Annotated in this window: 15 protein-coding genes, 1 tRNA gene and 1 pseudogene; 5 read left to right on the forward strand and 12 right to left on the reverse strand. The window is 65.9% G+C overall.

Features of this window, described 5'->3' with window-relative positions; translation table 11 throughout:
- Nucleotides 1-55: 55 nt before the first annotated feature.
- Nucleotides 56-1,081 carry a chemotaxis protein CheB gene (locus FHW79_RS22510; RefSeq protein ID WP_183180967.1) on the forward strand — a complete coding sequence of 342 codons (1,026 nt, stop codon included), beginning with the start codon at nt 56-58 and terminating at the stop codon, nt 1,079-1,081.
- Nucleotides 1,082-1,127: 46 nt separating this feature from the next.
- Here the strand turns inward: FHW79_RS22510 and FHW79_RS22515 are convergent, their stop codons facing one another.
- From FHW79_RS22515 to FHW79_RS22525, 3 genes are all read right to left on the reverse strand, one after another.
- A complete protein-coding gene (locus tag FHW79_RS22515) occupies nt 1,128-3,404 on the reverse strand; it encodes a CheR family methyltransferase (RefSeq protein WP_183180968.1) in 2,277 nt (758 codons plus the stop codon).
- 1 nt (nt 3,405) lies between these two features.
- On the reverse strand, nt 3,406-6,315 hold the full coding sequence (polA, locus tag FHW79_RS22520) for a DNA polymerase I (protein WP_183180969.1): 2,910 nt from the start codon (nt 6,313-6,315) through the stop codon (nt 3,406-3,408).
- Nucleotides 6,316-6,417: 102 nt separating this feature from the next.
- Entirely contained in the window at nt 6,418-7,080 is a 663-nt protein-coding gene (locus FHW79_RS22525) for a DUF6766 family protein (RefSeq protein ID WP_183180970.1), read from the reverse strand.
- Between the two features lie 150 nt (nt 7,081-7,230).
- Here FHW79_RS22525 and FHW79_RS22530 point away from each other — a divergent pair, with 150 nt between their 5' ends.
- The 3 genes from FHW79_RS22530 to FHW79_RS22540 all read left to right on the forward strand — a co-directional run bounded on the left by FHW79_RS22530 (nt 7,231) and on the right by FHW79_RS22540 (nt 8,782).
- A complete protein-coding gene (locus FHW79_RS22530; RefSeq protein WP_211108432.1) occupies nt 7,231-7,764 on the forward strand; it encodes a hypothetical protein in 534 nt (177 codons plus the stop codon).
- A gap of 90 nt (nt 7,765-7,854) precedes the next feature.
- Nucleotides 7,855-8,157, forward strand: coding sequence for a hypothetical protein (locus FHW79_RS22535; protein WP_183180971.1), 303 nt, complete (start codon nt 7,855-7,857; stop codon nt 8,155-8,157).
- A 340-nt stretch (nt 8,158-8,497) separates the two neighbouring features.
- Nucleotides 8,498-8,782: a hypothetical protein gene (locus FHW79_RS22540; protein ID WP_247884547.1), complete on the forward strand. Its 285-nt coding sequence runs from the start codon at nt 8,498-8,500 to the stop codon at nt 8,780-8,782.
- 226 nt (nt 8,783-9,008) lie between these two features.
- Here FHW79_RS22540 and FHW79_RS22545 read toward each other — a convergent pair whose 3' ends face one another.
- The 6 genes from FHW79_RS22545 to FHW79_RS22570 form a co-directional block, all read right to left on the reverse strand.
- Nucleotides 9,009-9,587: an XRE family transcriptional regulator gene (locus FHW79_RS22545; protein WP_051658510.1), complete on the reverse strand. Its 579-nt coding sequence runs from the start codon at nt 9,585-9,587 to the stop codon at nt 9,009-9,011.
- Nucleotides 9,588-9,720: 133 nt separating this feature from the next.
- Nucleotides 9,721-10,929 (reverse strand): hydantoinase/carbamoylase family amidase, encoded by a 1,209-nt coding sequence (locus tag FHW79_RS22550; RefSeq protein ID WP_183180972.1) that lies wholly within the window; start codon nt 10,927-10,929, stop codon nt 9,721-9,723.
- Nucleotides 10,930-11,047: 118 nt separating this feature from the next.
- Nucleotides 11,048-12,118 (reverse strand): arginase family protein, encoded by a 1,071-nt coding sequence (locus tag FHW79_RS22555; protein WP_183180973.1) that lies wholly within the window; start codon nt 12,116-12,118, stop codon nt 11,048-11,050.
- 71 nt (nt 12,119-12,189) lie between these two features.
- On the reverse strand, nt 12,190-13,029 hold the full coding sequence (locus FHW79_RS22560) for an ABC transporter substrate-binding protein (protein ID WP_109068189.1): 840 nt from the start codon (nt 13,027-13,029) through the stop codon (nt 12,190-12,192).
- Between the two features lie 11 nt (nt 13,030-13,040).
- On the reverse strand, nt 13,041-13,796 hold the full coding sequence (locus tag FHW79_RS22565; protein ID WP_183180974.1) for an amino acid ABC transporter ATP-binding protein: 756 nt from the start codon (nt 13,794-13,796) through the stop codon (nt 13,041-13,043).
- Between the two features lie 36 nt (nt 13,797-13,832).
- Nucleotides 13,833-14,498: an amino acid ABC transporter permease gene (locus FHW79_RS22570; protein WP_183180975.1), complete on the reverse strand. Its 666-nt coding sequence runs from the start codon at nt 14,496-14,498 to the stop codon at nt 13,833-13,835.
- A 273-nt stretch (nt 14,499-14,771) separates the two neighbouring features.
- Here FHW79_RS22570 and FHW79_RS22575 point away from each other — a divergent pair.
- Nucleotides 14,772-14,963 (forward strand): annotated as a pseudogene (locus FHW79_RS22575) (transposase); the annotation flags it as partial.
- 146 nt (nt 14,964-15,109) lie between these two features.
- On the opposite strand, the gene FHW79_RS22580 reads toward FHW79_RS22575, so the two are convergent.
- The 3 genes from FHW79_RS22580 to FHW79_RS22590 form a co-directional block, all read right to left on the reverse strand.
- Nucleotides 15,110-15,499 (reverse strand): response regulator, encoded by a 390-nt coding sequence (locus FHW79_RS22580; protein ID WP_183180976.1) that lies wholly within the window; start codon nt 15,497-15,499, stop codon nt 15,110-15,112.
- Between the two features lie 4 nt (nt 15,500-15,503).
- Nucleotides 15,504-18,437, reverse strand: coding sequence for an ATP-binding protein (locus FHW79_RS22585; RefSeq protein WP_211108433.1), 2,934 nt, complete (start codon nt 18,435-18,437; stop codon nt 15,504-15,506).
- Between the two features lie 565 nt (nt 18,438-19,002).
- A tRNA-Arg gene (locus FHW79_RS22590) sits at nt 19,003-19,079 on the reverse strand.
- Nucleotides 19,080-19,132 lie beyond the last annotated feature (53 nt).

Consider the following 19,132-nt stretch of genomic DNA (forward strand, 5'->3'; position numbering starts at 1 on the left):
TTTTCGCGCCGACGCGCTGTTGTCATCCTGCACGCAAAAGGGTCGTTCCCGGATCATGGACAAGAGGGACATCCTGGCCATCGGAGCCTCCGCCGGCGGGATCACCGCCCTGCGCAGGCTGTTCGCGGCCATGCCGCGCGATGCGACGGCCACGGTCTTCGTCGTTCAGCACATCGGCGCCACGCGCAGCGTGCTGCCGGTTCTGCTGTCGCGCGCCGGCTGGCTTCCCGCCTTCCATCCCGAGGATGGCGAGCCGGTGCGGGAGGGCTGGATCCACGTCGCCCCGCCCGATCACCATCTGCTCGTCAAGGACGGTTGCGCGCTGGTGCGCCGCGGCGCGCGGGAGAACCGCTGCCGTCCCGCCATTGATCCTCTGTTCCGGTCGGTGGCGGTCGCCTACGGGGTGCGGGCGGTGGGGCTGATCCTGACCGGCACGCTGGACGACGGGACCGCCGGGCTGCGCGCCATCAAGCGCTGCGGCGGGCTGGCGGTGGTGCAGGACCCGGACGACGCCGAATGGCCGGACATGCCGCGCAACGCGCTGCGGCACGTCTCGGCGGACTCCTGCGCTCCGCTGTCCGATCTGCCGGCGCTGCTGGTCCGCCTTTTGTCCGAGCCGTCCGGCCCGGCCGTACCGGTCCCCGTCGACATCGCGATGGAGGCGCGCGTCCCGGAGAACGAGTTCGACGCGATGCCGGACCTCACCGCCGCCGTCGGCAGGCCGAGCACGCTGAGCTGCCCGGATTGCGGCGGCAATCTGGTGGAGATCGAGGACGGGCCGTTGCTGCGCTTCCGCTGCAAGGTCGGCCACGCCTATGGCCCTGCGGCGCTGGCGGAGTCGCATCGGGAGGCGGTCGAGCAGGCCATCTGGGTCGCCCTGCGCACCCATCAGGACCGTGCCCTCATGTTCCGGCGCCTGGCCGAGCGGGCCCGTAAGCAGGGGCATGCCACCGTAGAGGCCAACTGGACCAAGTCCGTCCAGGAGGCCGAGCGGACCGTGGCAATGCTGAAGGAGGTGCTGTCCCGGCAGGGTAAGGGTCAGGAGCTGGCCGGCGGCCTGGCCGAGGAAGGGGAGGACTGACGGAGTCGCCTCCACCCGCTGCCGGGCGGCGCGCCCCGGCCGTCCTTTACGTCGGCGCCGCCGTCGCGCCGCCGCCCGCGCCGAGATGCTGGCGTTCGCTGGTGTCGTGCACGATGGCGACGAGGATCGGCGGCTGCTCCCTGCCGAAATGCTGAAGGCACACCTCGACGGGGTAGGGGCCGCGGTGGCTGCCCTGCATCACCGTTTCGAAGACCACCTCCTGCTTATCGCCAGAGAGAAGAGGCGCCACGAGCGCCCGGAACCTCTCCGCCGGCACCTCGGGCATCAGGTCGTGGACGGCAAGTTGCTTCAGATGGTCCAGCTTGAAGCCCAGCTTGGTCTCGGCCCCGCGGTTCACCAGCAGGAAATGGAAGTTGGATGGATCGAGGAAATAAACCTCGTTCAGGGATTCGCCGATGATCCGCCCGAGATAGCCGGCGAAGGCCTCGGTCCGGGTCTGTTCGGTCACGTCCTCGATGATCAGGACGACGCCGCGGGCCTCCCGCGCCTCGTAGAGCAGTGGGGAGAGCCGGACCCGGCAGGTCACCGCGCGGCCGCGCCGGTCCACGGCGTTGAGCATGACGGGCGCCTGCGGCGCCTCGCTGTGCAGGACCCTCTCCAGGTCGAGGCGGAGCCGGTGCACCGGCAGGCCGATGTCGAGGTCGAGGAAGTCCTCGTCCTGCACCTCCTCGGCGCGCAGGCCCCACATGTTCTCGCCCCAGCGGTTCCAGGAGCGCACGCGCAAATCCTGGTCCAGGACGATGATGCCCACGTCCATGCTGCGCAGGATCGATTCCGAATAGCGGCGGAACTCCCCGGACTCCTCGCCCTGGCGGCGCAGCTCCTCGTTGGCGACCTCCAGCTCCTCGTTGGCGGAGCGCAGCTCCTCGTTCATGGTCTCCAGCTCCTCGTTGGTGGACTGGAGTTCCTCGTTGGTGGTTTCCAACTCCTCGTTGGTGGACTGGAGCTCCTCGTTGGTCGTCTCCAGCTCCTCGTTGGAGCTTTGCAGCTCCTCGATCGTCGTCTCCAGGCTCTCCTGTGCCGCCTCCAGCTCCTGCTGCACCTGGAAGTGCCGGCTGGTGTCGGTGATGCCGAGCAGCGTGGCGAAGGGCTTGCCGTCACGCCCGTAGAGCAGGGAAATCTCGATGCTCAGGCGCATCGGCTCGCCCGGCGGGCGGGCGAATTCCTGATGCTCGATGCGCACCACGCGCCCGGTCTTCTGCACCTCCTCGATGCGCGATCGCAGCTCCGCCGGGCGGTAGGAGATCGACAGGTCCTGGAACGGGCGGCCCATGTCGATCTCGCCCACGTCGAGCAGCCGCCGGGCCATGGCGTTGGCGAAGACGAGGATGCCGTCGCCGTTGACCGACAGATAGGCGGTGGCGCTGCTGTCCACGATGCCTTCCATCAGCCGGCTCTGGAAGCTCTGCCGAGGGCTGTTCTGGTCCGGCGCGATGGTCAGGCTGCCGCCCAGGCTGCGCCGCCATTCCTGCGGCACCTTGCGGAAGATGCGGCTCTTCAGGTTCACCGGCTCGAACATCTTGGAGCGGGCGAGCTGGGTCTCCGCCTTGCCGAGGAACAGGACGCCGTCGTTGGTCAGCGCGTAGTGGAGGCGCGGCAGGACGATGTTCTGGGTCTCGCTTTCCAGATAGATCAGCAGGTTGCGGCAGACCAGCAGGTCGATGCGGGAGATCGGGGCGTCGGTCACCAGATTGTGCCGCCCGAAGATCACGCATTTGCGCAGCTCGCGCTGGAAGACGTAGTGGTTGTTGGTGCGCTCGAAATAGCGTTCCAGCAGCGGGGAGGGCACGCTTTCCACGTCGCGCGGGGAGTAGATGGCGTGCCGGGCGGTGTTCAGCGCCGCGTCGTCCAGGTCGGTGGCGTAGATCTTCACCCGGTTGATGAAGGCGTCCTTGCCCAGCGCCTCGGCGAGCAGCATGGCGAGGGAATAGGGCTCCTCCCCCGACGCGCAGCCGGCGCTCCAGATGCGGATGGGGTCGCGGTCGGAACGCTGCGCCAGGATCTGCGGGACCACGTCCTTCCGCAGCACGTCCCACGACTCGGTGTCGCGGAAGAAGGAGGTCACGTTGATCAGAACGGTGTTCAGAAGATGGATGAATTCCTGCGGGTCGGCTTCCAGCAGAGCGTGGTAGGCGGCGAAATCCTCGCAGTCGGCCTCCTCCATCCGGCGGCGGATGCGCCGTTGCAGGCTGGTGCGCTTGTAGCCGCGGAAATCGAGGCCGCGGCTTTCCTGGATGTAGCGGATCAACGCCTCGAATTCGGGGTCGGCCGGCTCCTTGGCGTTGGTTTCCTTGCCGGACATCTCAGTGTGCCTCGTCCCAGTTGCCGCCGATTCCGGCCTCGGCCACCAGCGGCACGCCGAGCGTCGCGGCGCCTTCCATGACCTGCCGCACCAGGGCGGCGGCGCGTTCGGCCTGATCCTCCGGCGCCTCGAACAGCAGTTCGTCGTGCACCTGGAGCAGCATGCGGACCTCGTCGAAGCCGGCCTCCTTCAGGGCGCCGGGCACGCGGGCCATGGCGCGCTTCATGATGTCGGCGGCCGTGCCCTGGATCGGCGCGTTGATCGCCTGCCGTTCCGCGAAGGCGCGGCGGGCGGCGTTCTTGTCGTGGATGCCGGGGATGTAACAGCGCCGCCCGAACAGAGTCACCACATGGCCGTTCTGGCGGGCGAAGGCCTTGGTCGCCTCCATCCACACCTTCAGCTCGTGGAAGCGCTCGAAATAGGCCTTGATGAAGGCGTTGGCCTCGCCCGGCGCGATGCCGAGCTGGCGGCCCAGCCCGAAGCCGGAAATGCCGTAGATGATGCCGAAGTTGATCGCCTTGGCCTTGCGCCGGGTCTCCGAGGTCATCTGGTCGAGCGGCACGCCGAAGACCTGGCTGGCGGTGGCCGCGTGAATGTCGATGCCGTCCTGGAAGGCCTGCTTCAGCGCGGCGATGTCGGCCATCTCGGCGACCAGCCGCAGCTCGATCTGCGAATAGTCGATGGAGATCAGCTTGTGCCCCGGTGCGGCGACGAAGGCGCGGCGGATCTTGCGGCCCTCCTCGGTGCGGACCGGGATGTTCTGCAGGTTCGGGTCGGTCGAGGACAGGCGGCCGGTGTTGGTCGCCGCCATGGCGAAGGCGGTGTGCACCCGCTCCGACCCCTCGACGATCTGCGCCTGGAGCGCGTCGGTGTAGGTGTTCTTCAGCTTGGCGAGCTGGCGCCAGTCGAGCACGCGCTGGGCGATGACGTGGCCCTGCTCAGCCAGCTCCTCCAGCACGCTGGAGTCGGTGGAGTAGGCGCCGGTCTTGCCCTTCTTGCCGGTGCCGAGCTTCATCTCGTCGAACAGGATCTCACCGAGCTGCTTGGGCGAGCCGATGTTGAAGCTGCGCCCGGCGTGCCCGTGCACCTCCTTCTCGATCTCCGCCATGCGGACGGCGAGGTCCTGCGAGAGGCGGGCGAGGGCCGCGCGGTCCACGCGGATGCCGCAGGATTCCATGTCAGCGATCACCGGGACCAGCGGGCGCTCCAGCGTCTCGTAGACGGTGACCATCCGCTCGTCGACCAGCCGCGGCTTCAGCACCCGCCACAGGCGCAGCGTGATGTCGGCGTCCTCCGCGGCGTAGGCCAGGGCCTTGTCCAGCGGCACGCGGTCGAAGGTGATCTGGTTCTTCCCGGTGCCGCAGACCTCCTTGTAGGGGATGGTCGTGTGGGCGAGGTGCAGCTCCGCCAGCTCGTCCATGCCGTGGCCGTGGGCGCCGCCCTCCAGCACGTAGGAGATCAGCATGCTGTCGTCGACCGGCGACACGCGCACGCCGTGGCGGGCGAAGAGCTGGTAATCGAACTTGAAATTGTGCCCGATCTTCAGGATCGCCGGGTCCTCCAGCACCTCCTTCAGGGTCTTCAGCGCGTCCTCCGCCGGGATTTGCTTCGGCGCTTCCGGCGTCTCGAAGGACAGCTCCCCGCTGGCCGCGGCGTTGGGCGCCTGATGGGCCAGGGGGATGTAGCAGGCCAGCCCCGGCTCGGTCGCCAGCGAGATGCCGACCAGCGTCGCCGTGGCGGGGGTCAGCGAGTTGGTCTCGGTGTCCACGGCGAGGATGCCGGTGGTGCGGGCGCGCTCCAGCCAGACGGCCAGGGCGTCGAGGTCCTGCACCAGCTCGTAGCGCTGCTCGACGTCGGTCGGCGGGGCGGGGCGGCTGCGCGGCGCGCCGGCCTCCGCCGCCGGGGCGGGGGAGGTGGTTGCCGTCCTGGCCGGGCCGGCGGACGGCGTGGCGGAGGAGGGGACCGCGCCGTCGGCGATGGTGCCGTCCTTGCGCATCTCCGCCTCGACGCGGCTGACGATGGTGCGGAAGCCCTGGGCGCGCAGGAAGTCGATCAGCTTCTGGTGGTCGGGCTCGCGGACGCGCAGCTCCTCCAGCGGCTTCGGCGGCGGGGCGTGGTCGTCCAGCAGGACGAGGCGGCGGGAGATCCGCGCCTGCTCCGCGAAGTCGATCAGTTTCTGGCGGCGGGCCGGCTGCTTGATCTCGCCGGCGCGGGCCAGCAGCGATTCCAGGTCGCCGTATTCGGTGATGAGCTGGGCGGCGGTCTTCACGCCGATGCCCGGCACGCCCGGCACGTTGTCCACGCTGTCGCCGGCCAGCGCCTGCACGTCCACCACCCGGTCGGGGGCGACGCCGAACTTCTCGAACACCTCGTCGGGACCGATGGGCTTGTTCTTCAGCGGGTCGAGCATGCGCACGCCGGGGCGGACGAGCTGCATCATGTCCTTGTCGGACGACACGATGGTGACCTCGCGCCCGGCCTCGTTGGCCAGCCGCGCGTAGGTGGCGATCAGGTCGTCGGCCTCGTAGCCTTCCAGCTCCAGGCAGGGCAGGCAGAAGGCCTCCGTCGCCTCGCGGATCAGGGCGAACTGGGGCTTCAGCTCCTCCGGCGGCTCGGGGCGGTGGGCCTTGTATTCGGGATAGAACTCGTTGCGGAAGTTCAGCCGCTTCGAATCGAAGACCACCGCCACCGCGGACGCCTTGAGATCGGCCAGCAGCTTCAGCAGCATGTTGGAGAAGCCCAGCACCGCGTTCACCGGCGTGCCGTCCGGACGGTTCAGCATCGGCAGGGCGTGGAAGGCCCGGAAGATGAAGCCCGACCCGTCCACCAGATACAGGCCGCTGCCGTCCCCGGCGGGCGCGGGGGCGTCGGTGGCGGTCTGGAGCGTGTCGGTGGTCTTTTCGTCGGACATGTGATGCGGCCTCTTCCCTTCGGGGCGATACCATGGCCGAAGGCGGCCCGAGAGTCGAGCGCCCGACGCCCCCGGAAAGGCCGGCCGGGAGAGGCCGGGCGGTCAGTCGCCGGTTTGGCGGTTGGGGGCGGCGACCGGCTTGGATTCGGGGGAGCCGCGCTCACGCAGATAGATGCCGAGCACGACCAGAACGCCCATGGATAGGAACTCGCTCTGCCAGTTCTGGAAGCTCTCGTACCAGAATTCCGGATCGGCGAGGGTTTCGCCCATGGTCTTGGTGGGCTGGTGGTGCCACGCCGCCTCTTCGTTCGAGCGCCGCGTGCTGCCCGCCAGATGCAGGACGAAGGACATCACGAACAGGGTCACCAGCGCGATGCTGAGCGAATGGGAGTAGAGCCGCAGCAGCAGGCCGCCCCGGTGCACCGGCCAGGGCGCGTCGGGGTCGCCGCGCCGCCGCTCGGGCGCTTCGTCCTCCGGGTTGGCCTCTCCCGGCTTCTTGGATTCCGAGGAGCCTTTCTGGACCAGGATGGCGGTCAGCAGCACATAGACCGACATCTGGAGGAACTCGCTCTCCCAGTTCTCGAAGGTCGCCGACACGAAATGGCCGGTGGTCAGGTAATCGAATAAGCCGACGGGCGGCTGGGCGTGGAGGCGGAGCTCCTCCGCCAGGGCGCGCCATCCGGCCAGCACCTGCCCGACGATCGAGACGAGGAACAGCCCGAACAGGGCGACCGACAACCCGTTGTCCCGCAGGAAGCGACGCATGTGCTGCCCCTTGCCCGAAGCCACGCCCTGATCCGTCAACGCTTGGCCGGGCAAGAGGTTTCCCCGCCGGCCCCGAAGCCCACCAGGAACCTCGAAAGGCGGGATCCTGTTGATCGGTGGTCCTACGCAACAACCTTTGGTCCATTTTCCATGAACCGCTCTGTCGCCGGAGCCCTCGCCGGACTGGCCGGTACCGTCGCCATGACGGCGGCCATGCGCGCGATGTTCCGCGCGTTGCCGGAGAAGGACCGCTACCCCTTGCCGCCGCGCCTGATCACGGACCGCGTCGTCGGCCCGACCGGTTTGATGGACGCGATGGACGAACCGGAGCGCCGCGACCTGACGCTCGCCCTGCATTACGGCTACGGCGCCGCAGCCGGGGCGCTGTATCCCGCGGTCGCGCGGCGAATCGGCGGGCCGGCGGTGGCGACGGGAATCGGCTACGGTCTCGCGGTCTGGGGCGCCAGCTATCTGGGGTGGATTCCGGCGATGCGCATCCTGACTCCCGCGACCCACCATCCACGCGCCCGCAACGGCCTGATGCTGGCCGCCCATGTGGTCTGGGGAGGGGTGACGGGGGTCACGGCTGCGTATTTGATGGAAGGGGAAAGCCGGAGCCGATCCGGCGCGGGGGCGGTGGAGGGCGCCCGCGGACATGTCACCGCTGTCCGAGAGCCAGCGTAGGCGGGGCCTTCCTGAAGACATGCGGGAGTGTTGGCTGAGCGGCTTCGCTTGAAAAAATTCACTTCTAGAGCCCTTCCGAGGCGGGCGGCTGTGGCGATCAATTGCCGATTCGCGGCTCACGCACTGTCGGCGCAGGATGCCTGGGCGAAGACAAGACGTTTGGACCGGGAGTTTGCTGAACCGCGCCCCAAGACTGGTCTTGCAGAGATCCCCAAATGGACTTTTCACAATCTGCGGCGCCCGCAGCGCACCGGCCCATTCGAACTGCGGATCAACTCCGATGTCGCCGACCGGGTGCCGGGACGCGTCATCGATGGCGGCGTCGGCAACTGTGACCGTCACGCCGGCCTCGACGAGAACCAACTTCATTTATCGCTGGTCATGCGCAGGTAAATCAGTCGAGAGCCACGCGAAACCACTTCCGTCGATTGGTGTTGGTGAAGCAGAGGCTGATCCAGGTCCCTCATCGGTCTCATAGATCGACGGAGCGCCTGTATGGCTTCCAACCGTCAAAAATTCATCTGACAGAGGCTGGAGTGCCATGGTTGATCAGAAGACTTCCCCCACTCGAACCGCCACGCAGGCTCGACAAGGCAGTATCAAGCACGTTGGGCGGTATGTTCTTGGGATAAGCCTGCCGCTCGCAATTATCGCGATGATCGCTGTTTACATCTTCGTTTTCTAATCCGATCGGCTAGACACTTCCATACTCTTATTTTGTTGGAGAGAAGCTGTGAGCATTCAGTGCCGTTGCCTCATCCTCCGCGAAGGAGAGGCGCCTATATGGAGCGAAAAGGCGTTCCGCTTGCCACCGAGCAGGGGCGACGGCGTTCAGTTTGAGGAAAATGGAACGCCATTCACGTTCCGTGTCACGGAGATCCTGCACACGCTGTCGCTGGACGGCGTGGATTTCGCGCTGATCCTCACCGAAGTGCCTGGATCACGGGGCAAGCCGTTCAGGGTGTTGTTCGAAGATCAAGCCCGCACCACCGGCACATCGTCCAGCCCGGTCGTGTAGGCCGCCATCGCCTCTCCCCCGGTGATCGGCTGGCCGAAGCTGCGCGACCGCCGTCGCCTTGCCCGGGGGCAACGAAACCGTGGACAACGAAACCGGGGAGCGCGTCTCCGACGAGGAGGTGCGACACCTCCGCTGGGCGCCGCATGTCGTTTGCCCGACGTGGAACGAAACCCCATCGCCGCGAACCAAATGGGATGACGAACGAGCAGGCAGTTCCGGCCTTGCCCTAGAAGGTGGGCGGAGAGTTGAGCCACAGGACCGCGGCCGGAACGGTCCCCGGATTGGCGTAGCCGTGAGGAATCTCGGACGCGAAGAAAGCGGCATCCCCCGCGCTCATCCGGGTGGTCTCGTCGCCCAGGATCAGGTCGATCTCACCCGACAGCACATAGACGAATTCTTCGCCCGGATGGGTGATGCAGCCGTCGGAGCGTCCCCCGACGGCCACATGATGGATGTTCACCTGGAAGGAACTGCCCGGGGCGAGCACGGACAGGGCTTCGAGCTGCACACCGTCCCGCCCGCGCAGCAAACCGTCGGACAGGATGGGACGATCCCCATTCCGAACGATGATCGCCGGTTGGGCCCGCTCGGTCGGCAGCAGGTTTCCGATGTTGGTGTCGAGCGCCGTGGCGATCCTGTGCAGCGTGTTGAGCGATGGCCGGGCCTTGCCCTTCTCGATCTTCGACAGCAGCGCCACCGAGCAGTCGCAGCTTTTCGCCAAGCTCGACAAGGTCATCTTGCGCGCCACGCGCAGCTCATGGAGCCGTCTGCCAAAATTTTCGGACAGAAATTCGTCCTGCATCATCCCTGACTTTCACGCTCCGCGCTCTTTTTCCCGAAAACCGTGCCGAAACACACCGGAGCGGTCTCCGAAGTCCGTCATCCTATCGTCCCGGACCAACCTCCGCCACAGCGATGCGGTGCCGGGAGGTGGCCGTTCACAGGCTGTCGGCGCAGGCGAAAACGGCCTGCGCGAGCACATGGGCGCCCAGCACGATGTCTTCCGCCCGCGTGTCCTCCACCGGCGTGTGGCTCCGCCCGCCGATGCTCGGCACAAACAGCATGGCGGTGGGAACGCTCCGCGCCAGCACCATCGCGTCGTGGATCGCGCCGCTCGGCAATGGCATCGATCCGGCGCCGCGGGCGTCGGCGGCGTCGGCAACCAACCCCTGAAGCGCGGCGTCCAGCGACACCGGCGCCAGACGCCCGGCTTCCTCCAGCGAAACCCGCACCCCCTCCTGGCCGTCGAACTCGTCGACCAGCATCGCCAGCGCGGCGCTCAAGCTGTCCAGAGCCGCCGGGTCGAGGTCGCGGAATTCGAGCAGAAGCTCCCCCCGCTCGACGACGACGTTCACGGCGCCGGGCTGGAGCGACACCTTGCCCAGGTTCCACACGCTGTCCGTCGAGCCGGTCTGGCGGAAACGGTGATGGCAGGCGTCGGCGAAGCGGTAAAGCAGGCGGGCGGCGTCCCGGCGCAGCGCGATCGGGGTGGTGCCCGCATGGTCGGCGCGGCCGTCGAACCGCACGGCGTAGCGGCGCATGCCGAAGATCCCGGTGACCACGCCGATGGGGAGGCCGGCGGCCTCCAGCCGCGGCCCCTGCTCGATGTGGGCCTCGAAGAAGGCGCGGTGCCGTTGCGGGTCGAGACGGATCGGCGGGGCGGTGCCCGGACCGGTGGTGTCCAGACCGGCACTGGCCGCCTCCTCGGCGAAGCCGGCCGGCAGGCCGGGCAGGTCGCCGCAGAAGGAGCGGCTGCCCAGGCAGCTCAGGAACCGGCCCTCCTCGTCGGAGAAGTCGATCAGGTCGATGCCGACCGGCGCACCGGGGCGGGCCTCCATCCAGGCACGGGCGATCTCCAATCCATAGGCGAGGCCGAGCGTGCCGTCCAGCCAGCCCCCGGTCGGCACGCTGTCGGAATGGGAACCGATCAGCACCGACCGGCCGGCGCCGGGGGCCGCGCCATACAGGTTGCCCACCGCGTCGATGGTCGCCCTGAGACCGATCCTTTCCATTTCGCCGGCCAGCCAGCGGCGGGCCGCCAGGTCCGCCGGTGAGAGCGCGGGCCGGCAGACGCCGGACCCCACCGCGCCGAATCCCGCCAGGGTCCGCAGGGTCGCCAGAACGGCGTCGCCATTGACGTTGAGCATCGATCGGAAATCCCAGCGCCTCCGCCGCCGACGGACGGGGCGCTTCGCAAAGTTCGTAGGAAGGGAAACGGTGGAGAAGAGGGCGGAGAGCGGGCGCCGCTCCCCGCCGCCGGGTCCGTCAGGTCCCGGTCTGGCCGGCCTTGCGCATGGCGAGGCCCGCCAGGAAGTAGGTCACCGCGTAGACGATGACCCGGTACATGATCGCCGAACCGGGCGGGATGCACAGGAAGGACAGCCCGTCGCAGCCGCGCTTGCCGACCTCGTGCGCGATGCGGATCGCCTCGTAGTCGGTCATGCCGATCGGCTCGGCCAGTTCGCCCAGCACGTCGCCCTCGGTCGGTCCGGCGCCGCCCAGCACGTCCATGTCGAAATGGGCGTAGACGCCGGCCGTGCCGTCGTAGGCGTGGCGCAGGTTGTCGATCACGCCCTGGATGCCCAGCTCCGTCCGGATCTTCCACATCGGCATGAAGCAGGCGCCGTTGCGCAGGTAGTGGCGGACGATGTCCGGATTCTCCAGCATGCCGCGCTCGCCGATCTCGACCAGATTGCGGATGGCGTAGCTGGGGCAGTCGCGGAACAGCTTGTCCTTCCAGTTGGTCGAGCCGGCGACGTAGTCGTTCATGGTGGCCCAGTCGTAGGGCCAGCAGTCCCAATGGGTGTCGAGGCTGATCATGCCGACCGGCCCCTTCACATGCTCGGCCACCGGCCGGCCGATGGCGTAGGAGGCGCAAGGCGAGTTCTGGCCGATGACGATCGGCACCGCGCCGGCGGCCAGCGCCGCCTTGACCTTGCGCTCGACTCCCTCCTGGGCCTCCAGGATGCGCTCGACCGTGCCCTCGTAGCTGGCCTCGATGGGTATGTCCACGTCACCGTAATCGACGACCTTCAGATGCTCGAAGATGTCGAGGTCGAAGTCCTGCACGTAGCCGCCGCGGTAGCGGATCGACTGCTGGCGGACGCGGACGGTGGCGGCCAGCCATTCCGCCTTGTCGACGCCGCTGTACTTGGTTCCCCAGCCGGCGGCGAAGGGCGCGCCGATGATGACGGCGTCGGCGCCGGCCAGATCCTCGTCCCGGATGGCGTAGGGAACGCCGAGGAAGGTCGGCATGTCCGCCTTGATGCGGGGAAAGTGGGTCGTGCGCCAGGTTTTGCCGGCCAGGGTATCCTGCCAGCTCGGGTATTGCGGCATGGACGGAGATGTCCTCTTCGGGGGTTTTCAGGGCGACCGCTGCGGATCGGGTCGGGCGGCGGAGCCGGCGATCAGGGAGCCTGCTTGGGGAATTCGCGCAGGGCGGGCTCGTTCACGTAGCGGCCGCCGGTGATGTACTTGGCGGCGATCATGTCCCATTGGCCGGAGGTCAGCAGGTTGTCGAGCCCGACGTTGAGGACCGACTGCAGCTCGCTGTTGCCCTTGCGGACGGTCCAGGCGATCGGCAGGAAGTTCACAGGCCGGTCGTTGAACAGCATCTTCACGCCCGGCTGCTGTTCGGTGAAGCGGGTGGCGGTGAACAGGTCCTCGAAGCTGGCGTCGGCGCGGCCGGCCGCCACCTCCATGAAACCCGCGGTCAGGTTGCCGCCGGCCAGCGAGGTCAGCTTGGCGTTGGGGATGGTGCGGCGCACGAAGTCCTCGGCGGCCGTGCCCTGGACCACGGCGATGCGCACGTCCGGCTTGTTCATGTCGGCCAGCGAGGCGAAGCGCGCCTCGTCGTTCTTCACCACGGCCACGCTGCCGAGATAGAAGATCGGCTTGGTGAAGTCGACGACGGTGGCGCGCTTGACGGTGGCGAAGGTCGCGCCGATGGACATGTCGAACTGGCCGGCCTGCAGCCCGGCGACGAAGTTCGCCCAGGTCGTCTCGATGAAGACCGGGCGGACGCCCATCTGCTCGGCGATGGCGCGCGCCGCGTCCACATAGAATCCGGTCAGCTCGCCCGTCTTGGGGTCCTTGGCGGTGCCGGGCGGGGAGGGGATGTAGCCGATCTTCAGCTCGCCCTGCCGGACGATCTTCTCGACCTCGCCGGCGGCCTGGGCCTTGACGGCGCCGAAGGTCACCAGGGCGCCAACCACCAGCGACGAGATCAGCGTGCGGAATGCGGACATGTTCAGCCTCTTCAATGCAGGACGCGGGCAAGGAACGCGCGGGTCCTCGCGTTGTCCGGGTTGGTGAAAATCTTGCCTGGTGGTCCCTCTTCGACAATTCGGCCGCCTTCCATGAAGACGACCCGGCTCGCGACGTCGCGCGCGAAGCTCATTTCGTGGGTGACGATCACCATGGTCATGCCTTCGGCGGCGAGTTCGCGCATGGTGGTCAGCACCTCGCCGACCAGTTCGGGGTCAAGCGCCGAGGTCGGCTCGTCGAACAGCATCAGGCGCGGGCGCATCGCCAGGGCGCGGGCGATCGCGGCGCGCTGCTGCTGCCCGCCCGACAGCTTGGTCGGACGGACGTCGCGCTTGTCGGCCAGCCCAACCTTGGCGAGAAGCTGCTCGGCGTGGCGGACCGCTTCGTCGCGCGCGACGCCCTTGACCTGGATCGGCCCCTCGATGACGTTCTGAAGCGTCGTCATGTGGGGGAACAGGTTGAAGTTCTGGAACACCATGCCCATTTCGGCGCGCAGCCGGTTGGTCTGGCGCTCGGTGGCCAGCCGCCGCTGGCCGCTGGCCTCGACGTAGCCGACCAGTTCGTCGCCGAAGCGGACCTCGCCTTCGTCGTAGCGTTCCAGAAAGTTGATGCATTTCAAAAGCGTGCTCTTGCCGGAGCCGCTGGGTCCGATGATCGCCACGACGTCGTGGGGCTGCACGTCGAGATCAATGCCGCTCAGGACGCGCGCGCTGCCGTAGCTCTTCCCGAGGTTGGTGATGCGCAGCATAGGGGAAACTCCACCGGAGGATCGTGCGAGGATCGGTCAGGCCCGCATCTTCAGGCGCCGTTCCAGGCGCTGCGACAACCAGATCCAAGGATAGGTGATGAAGAAGAAAAAGATCGCCAGAAAGGTATAAACTTCAAGAGGGCGGTAGGTTGTGGCGATGAGGTTGTTGGATTCTTGAAGAAGCTCGTAGACCGCGATCATCGAGCCGAGCGTCGTCAGCTTCATCAGATTGGCGAATTCGTTGATCAGAGGCGGAATCATCTTCTGTCCGGCCTGAGGCAGGATGATGCGGCGGAGCGCCGTAAAGTGATTCATGCCGATGGACTTGGCAGCGAGAAACTGGCCGGTGTCCACTGCGTTGATGCCGGCCCGCACGATCTCCGACACATAGGCTCCGGAGTGGATGCCGAGGGCGATGATGATCGAGGTCATCGCGCTGAGCTGGTAACCGAAGATGATTGGGAAGCAGTAGTAGAGCCAGACAATCTGCACGAGCGCCGGAGTCGCGCGAATCATCTCGACATAGATGGATGTGACGGATCTTACAAAGACACCAGATGATTCCCGGCTCACGCCGACCAAGAGGCCGATGAACAAGCCGATGACAGACGACAGTAACGTTATCTGAAGAGTCGTGATAGCTCCGCGCGCAAAAATCGGCCAATACTCAAGTATTATGGCGAATTGCCATTCGTACCCCATCGCCGGTGCCCCTGTTCATAGTCTGGCTTTGTCGTCAGACCTAATTTTGAATGGCATTCAAAATGCTTGATTGATTTGGCACTGTCAATGGGGTTTCGCGATGCGTGGGGCATCGGTTTCCTTCTTTTCGATAATCAATCTGTAGTTGTAAAAAAGACGGAGGCTGCTGCGACTATGCCCGCCGTCATGCCCACTTTGCAGCGATGGATTGAATGACCGGTCCCCAGGAACTCCTTGGTCCTGGGTTTGCGTCCGCCGAGCAAGGAGACGGACATGAAGAAGAGCCGGTTCTGCGAGGAGCCGATTATTGGAACCCTGCGCGAGCAGGAAGCCGGCAGGCCAACGGCGGAGCTCTGCCGCAAGCACGGGATCAGCGAGACGACCTTCTCCCGGTGGACGGCGAAGTACGGCGGTCCGGAGGTGTCGGAAGCCAAGCGGCTGAAGACGCTGGAAGACGAGAACAGCCTCGCCGGCGCTTCGCCGATCAAGGTCGCCACGCGGATGTCACCGGAGGCGGGGCCGGGGCATGCCCCGATTGCCATCAACGCCCGGTCAGCGCATCACATGAGAGGACGCCCACTCTGAGCGGAGGACGCTCGGGGAGCAGGTCATCAGATGTCGGCCATTGCTTGCTGAATGGTTTCATTGAGTTTGTCCGGCTCATACGGTTTCCGGAGCAACGGCCCAATTGCGTGTGGAGACGGGGTGCGCTCCATGTCGGCGTACCCCGTTGCATAGATTACCTTAATGCTCGGGCGAAGAGCGCGAACGCGTTCCGCCAAAGCAAAGCCGTCAAGGCCAGGCATGCGAATATCTGTAAACAGGACATCGATGCGGGGCTCGTCACGAATGTGCTCCAGAGCCTCCTCCGCCGATCCTGCGTCGATCACGCGGTATCCCATGTCCTCGATAAGGTCGACGGTCATCATGCGGACCAAAGCCTCGTCCTCCACCACAAGTACGGTCGCTGGAGTGACGGGGTTGAGTCGATTGGTCTCCATGCGCCTACTCCACCACCGGCAAGAACAACGTGATGATCGTACCTTCGCCGACCCGGCTCGCGACGCTCGCGTGCCCACCCGATTGGCTGGCGAATCCATACACCTGACTTAGGCCCAATCCGGTTCCCTCTCCAGGCGGCTTCGTGGTGAAGAATGGCTCAAACACCCGCTCCACAATGCTTGGCGGCATACCGGACCCGCTGTCAATTACCCGTAGACTGACGTAACGGCGATCCGGCCTGAGATGCCGTTCGGCTGGTGGTTCCAGGGCTGCGGGCCGCGTTTCAAACCTTAGCGTGCCGCCGTTTGGCATCGCATCACGGGCGTTGATCGCCAAGTTCAACAGGGCCGCTTCCAATTCCGCACGGTCGACCAGGATTGGTGGAACGTCGCCCAGGTCGAGGTCCACGCGGACGTTCTCGGGAAAGGCGCGCCCGAGTACCGGAACGAGGTTTGCCAGCCGCTCGTTCACGTCGAGGGGCTGCGGGTCCAAGCGCTGACGCCGCGCAAACGACAGGAGTTGACGGGTCATAAGCGCGCCCCGCTCGATCGCTTCGGTCGCATGATCGAGAACGTTGCGCAAAGCGGGATCGGCGGTGCGACGGCCGACCAGATGAACGGCGCCTCGCAACACCATCAGAAGGTTGTTGAAGTCATGGGCAACTCCTGACGTCAATTGGCCAAGCGCCCGCATGCGTTCGGCATCATGATGCGCCTCGGCTGCCGCACGCCGGAGCTGCGTCATGGTCAGGTTTGCTCGCACGCGTGCGATGAGTTCTCGCGAAGAAAAGGGTTTGATCAAATAGTCGTCTGCACCTGCGTCCAGCCCCTCGACACTCGCCTCCTCACCAGCGCGGGCGGAAAGGAGCACCACCGGAATATCCTGCGTAGCTGGAGCGCTGCGCAACGCTGTCAACAGGCCAAACCCGTCCAGTCGCGGCATCATCACGTCGCTGAGCACCAGATCGGGCCGGGCCTCTCGGATCGCTTCAAGCGCCTCCACGCCATCGCAGGCGGTGCCCACGGTGAAGTCGGAGCCGAGAAGCCGGACGACGTAGTCGCGCATATCGGCGTTGTCGTCGACCACGAGGATGTAGCCGCCCATGCCACCATTCCCAACGTCCGGCGACGTGACGGCGGATGCTGGGGATGAAGCGCTTCGTCCGCCCCACCGGCTTGCTTCGGCCAGGAACGCCTCGGCCCGAATCGGCGTAGGGGTTTCGATCTTCGCCAGCGGATTGCCCGGCTTCCCTTGGTCATCTATGGCGTTCGTCGCATGCTCTTCCCCTGCTTCCCAGGGCAACGTGACCATAAAGGTCGATCCTTGGCCGACCACACTGGTGACCTCCGCGTCGCCACCATGCAAACGCGCCAGCTCGCGCACCAGCGCCAAGCCGATGCCGGTCCCCTCGTGCGTCCTCCCCTGCGCCGATGTGACACGGTGAAAGCGGTCGAAAATCCGCTCGTGCTCTTCGGGGGCAATGCCGGTTCCCGTATCGCCCACCTCAAGCGCAACGCCGTTCGACAGGCTCGTCAATCGGACGGTGATGGTGCCGGACAACGTATATTTCAGCGCATTCGACAGAAGATTGAGAACGATCTTCTCCCACATGTCACGGTCGACCGCGACCAGCCGAGGCAGCCTTTCGCATTCCACCCCGAAGCGCAAACCAGCCGTTTCGATCGCCGAGCGAAAAGAGCCAGCTATGTCGGTGGTAAAGGCGGCAAGATCCGTAGGCTCGAACTTGGCCTGTGCCCGCCCCGCCTCAATCCGTGAGAAATCAAGCAGCGAATTGACCAGTTTCAGCAGGCGCAGGCCGTTGCGGTGGATCGTGTGCAACAAAGCGCGATCAGCCTCATCCCATGCCGCCGCTTTGGGCAAAAGGTCTTCGAGAGGCCCGAGCAGCAAGGTCAACGGCGTCCGGAATTCATGGCTGACGTTGGAAAAGAAGACCGTCTTTGCACGGTCCAACTCCGTCAGGGCATCGGCACGCCGCCGTTCCGCTTCATAAGCCAATGCGTTGCTGAGCGTAACCGCAATCTGGCCAGCCAAGAGCTGCAAAAAGGACCGGTGGCCATCATCAAGGGCCCGGTTCGGGCTGGTGCCGGTGACAAGCACGCCGATCGGTGCGCCGTGCCCGGACCCGCCGATCGGCTGACTGACCGCAACACGGGTTGGGTCGCCCCACGGGCCTCCCGGCCGGGTCAGATGGTGATCAATGTCGTCGAGCACCACCATCTCACCCGCCATGGCGCGACGCAGTCCCCACGGATCGGGACCGTCGTCATGGAGGTGGATTGCGCGCGATGCGAGCGGATCGGTCGCAGGAAGCCCCACCACACTGTGGAGCACGATTTCATCCCCATCCGGATCACGCAGGTACAGAAGCATGAACGGCACGTCGAGGGGATGTTCGGCGACAATCGCCGCCGCCTCGCGGCACGCCAGATCGACGCTCCGCGTCTCTCCAGCCTTCGATGCCAAGTCGCGCAGCAACGCAACCCTCCGCTCCCCCACGATTTGCAGCGTGACTTCGCTGCACACCGCCAACATGCCCACGATCCGACCGTCGTCATCCTCCGCCGGCGCGTGCGACACACTGAAATAGGCCTCCTCGCGGTAACCGGCGCGCTCAAGCAGCAGCAGCAGAGCCGGCGTCCAATTGGCAACACCCGAGCGCATGACCTCGTCGATCATCGGGCCCAGCGTGTCCCAGGCCTCGGCAAGCGTGATCCGGATATCGCTTCCCAGGGCATCTGGGTGCTTGTCGCCGATCAGTTGCGCATAGGCGTCGTTGTAGAATTGGGTGAACTCCGTCCCCCAGGTCAGGATCATCGGATAACGGGAGGTAAGGAGGGTGCGGACCGTGGCTTTCAGACTTTGCGGCCACTTTTCGACCGGACCGACCGGCGTGCGGGACCAGTCGAACTCGCGCATCAAGGCTGCGATCGCTCCAGGTCGATCGAACAATCCTCTCTTACTCTGAATGCGGTTGTTCATTTCCTGTCACGGTCCGCGCTCAAACAGCAGGCTTATATGGGAATGAGGACGCTTGAGGAAAGGCGACAAGCGATAAGCTGCGCTGCATAGAACCGCTCCGAGCCCGTTTGAGAAAGAGGGCGGGCACGATCAAGTTGTGAGGCCCTGGGGCATGATGGAACTTATGGCGACGTAGATCTGCCTTCGGAGACGTCGATACGGGCCCTTAGGAGCGCGGCCAGCGTCGTCGTCCGCAATGCGGCCGTATCAATCGGAAGACCGGCGCGCTCAATGCCTGCTTCGATCTGGTGCGCCCATGCCTCAGCGTCAGCCTTCTTGGTGAATGTGCGGCTGATTGGGATGCCCTTCACGCCAAACCTGACCTGCCACTTTGTGCCGCGTTTACGGAACGAAGCCATGTCGAAAATACCGTCACTGTGACCACAGCGTGACGGATTGGTTTTTTGGCAATTTCCGGATTCTGCCCCAAGCGTCCAACCAATTGGAATGCTTGGGAAATCGCTGGCGGACCCGAATGGATTCGAACCATCGGCCTCTGCCTTCGGAGGGCAGCGCTCTATCCAGCTGAGCTACGGGTCCGTCATCAGCGGAGGCGCACCATAGCGAAAAGCCCGACCGAGTGCAAACACTCC

This window comes from Azospirillum sp. OGB3, from assembly GCF_014192915.1.
In the GTDB taxonomy this organism is placed as follows: domain Bacteria; phylum Pseudomonadota; class Alphaproteobacteria; order Azospirillales; family Azospirillaceae; genus Azospirillum.

Coding starts and splice junctions, on each gene's coding strand:
- FHW79_RS22510 (WP_183180967.1), top strand. CDS start 56: ATGGACAAGAGGGACATCCTGGCCATCGGAGCCTCCGCCGGCGGGATC.
- FHW79_RS22515 (WP_183180968.1), bottom strand. CDS start 3,404: ATGTCCGGCAAGGAAACCAACGCCAAGGAGCCGGCCGACCCCGAATTC.
- polA (WP_183180969.1), bottom strand. CDS start 6,315: ATGTCCGACGAAAAGACCACCGACACGCTCCAGACCGCCACCGACGCC.
- FHW79_RS22525 (WP_183180970.1), bottom strand. CDS start 7,080: ATGCGTCGCTTCCTGCGGGACAACGGGTTGTCGGTCGCCCTGTTCGGG.
- FHW79_RS22530 (WP_211108432.1), top strand. CDS start 7,231: ATGAACCGCTCTGTCGCCGGAGCCCTCGCCGGACTGGCCGGTACCGTC.
- FHW79_RS22545 (WP_051658510.1), bottom strand. CDS start 9,587: ATGATGCAGGACGAATTTCTGTCCGAAAATTTTGGCAGACGGCTCCAT.
- FHW79_RS22550 (WP_183180972.1), bottom strand. CDS start 10,929: ATGCTCAACGTCAATGGCGACGCCGTTCTGGCGACCCTGCGGACCCTG.
- FHW79_RS22555 (WP_183180973.1), bottom strand. CDS start 12,118: ATGCCGCAATACCCGAGCTGGCAGGATACCCTGGCCGGCAAAACCTGG.
- FHW79_RS22560 (WP_109068189.1), bottom strand. CDS start 13,029: ATGTCCGCATTCCGCACGCTGATCTCGTCGCTGGTGGTTGGCGCCCTG.
- FHW79_RS22565 (WP_183180974.1), bottom strand. CDS start 13,796: ATGCTGCGCATCACCAACCTCGGGAAGAGCTACGGCAGCGCGCGCGTC.
- FHW79_RS22570 (WP_183180975.1), bottom strand. CDS start 14,498: ATGGGGTACGAATGGCAATTCGCCATAATACTTGAGTATTGGCCGATT.
- FHW79_RS22580 (WP_183180976.1), bottom strand. CDS start 15,499: ATGGAGACCAATCGACTCAACCCCGTCACTCCAGCGACCGTACTTGTG.
- FHW79_RS22585 (WP_211108433.1), bottom strand. CDS start 18,437: ATGCGCGAGTTCGACTGGTCCCGCACGCCGGTCGGTCCGGTCGAAAAG.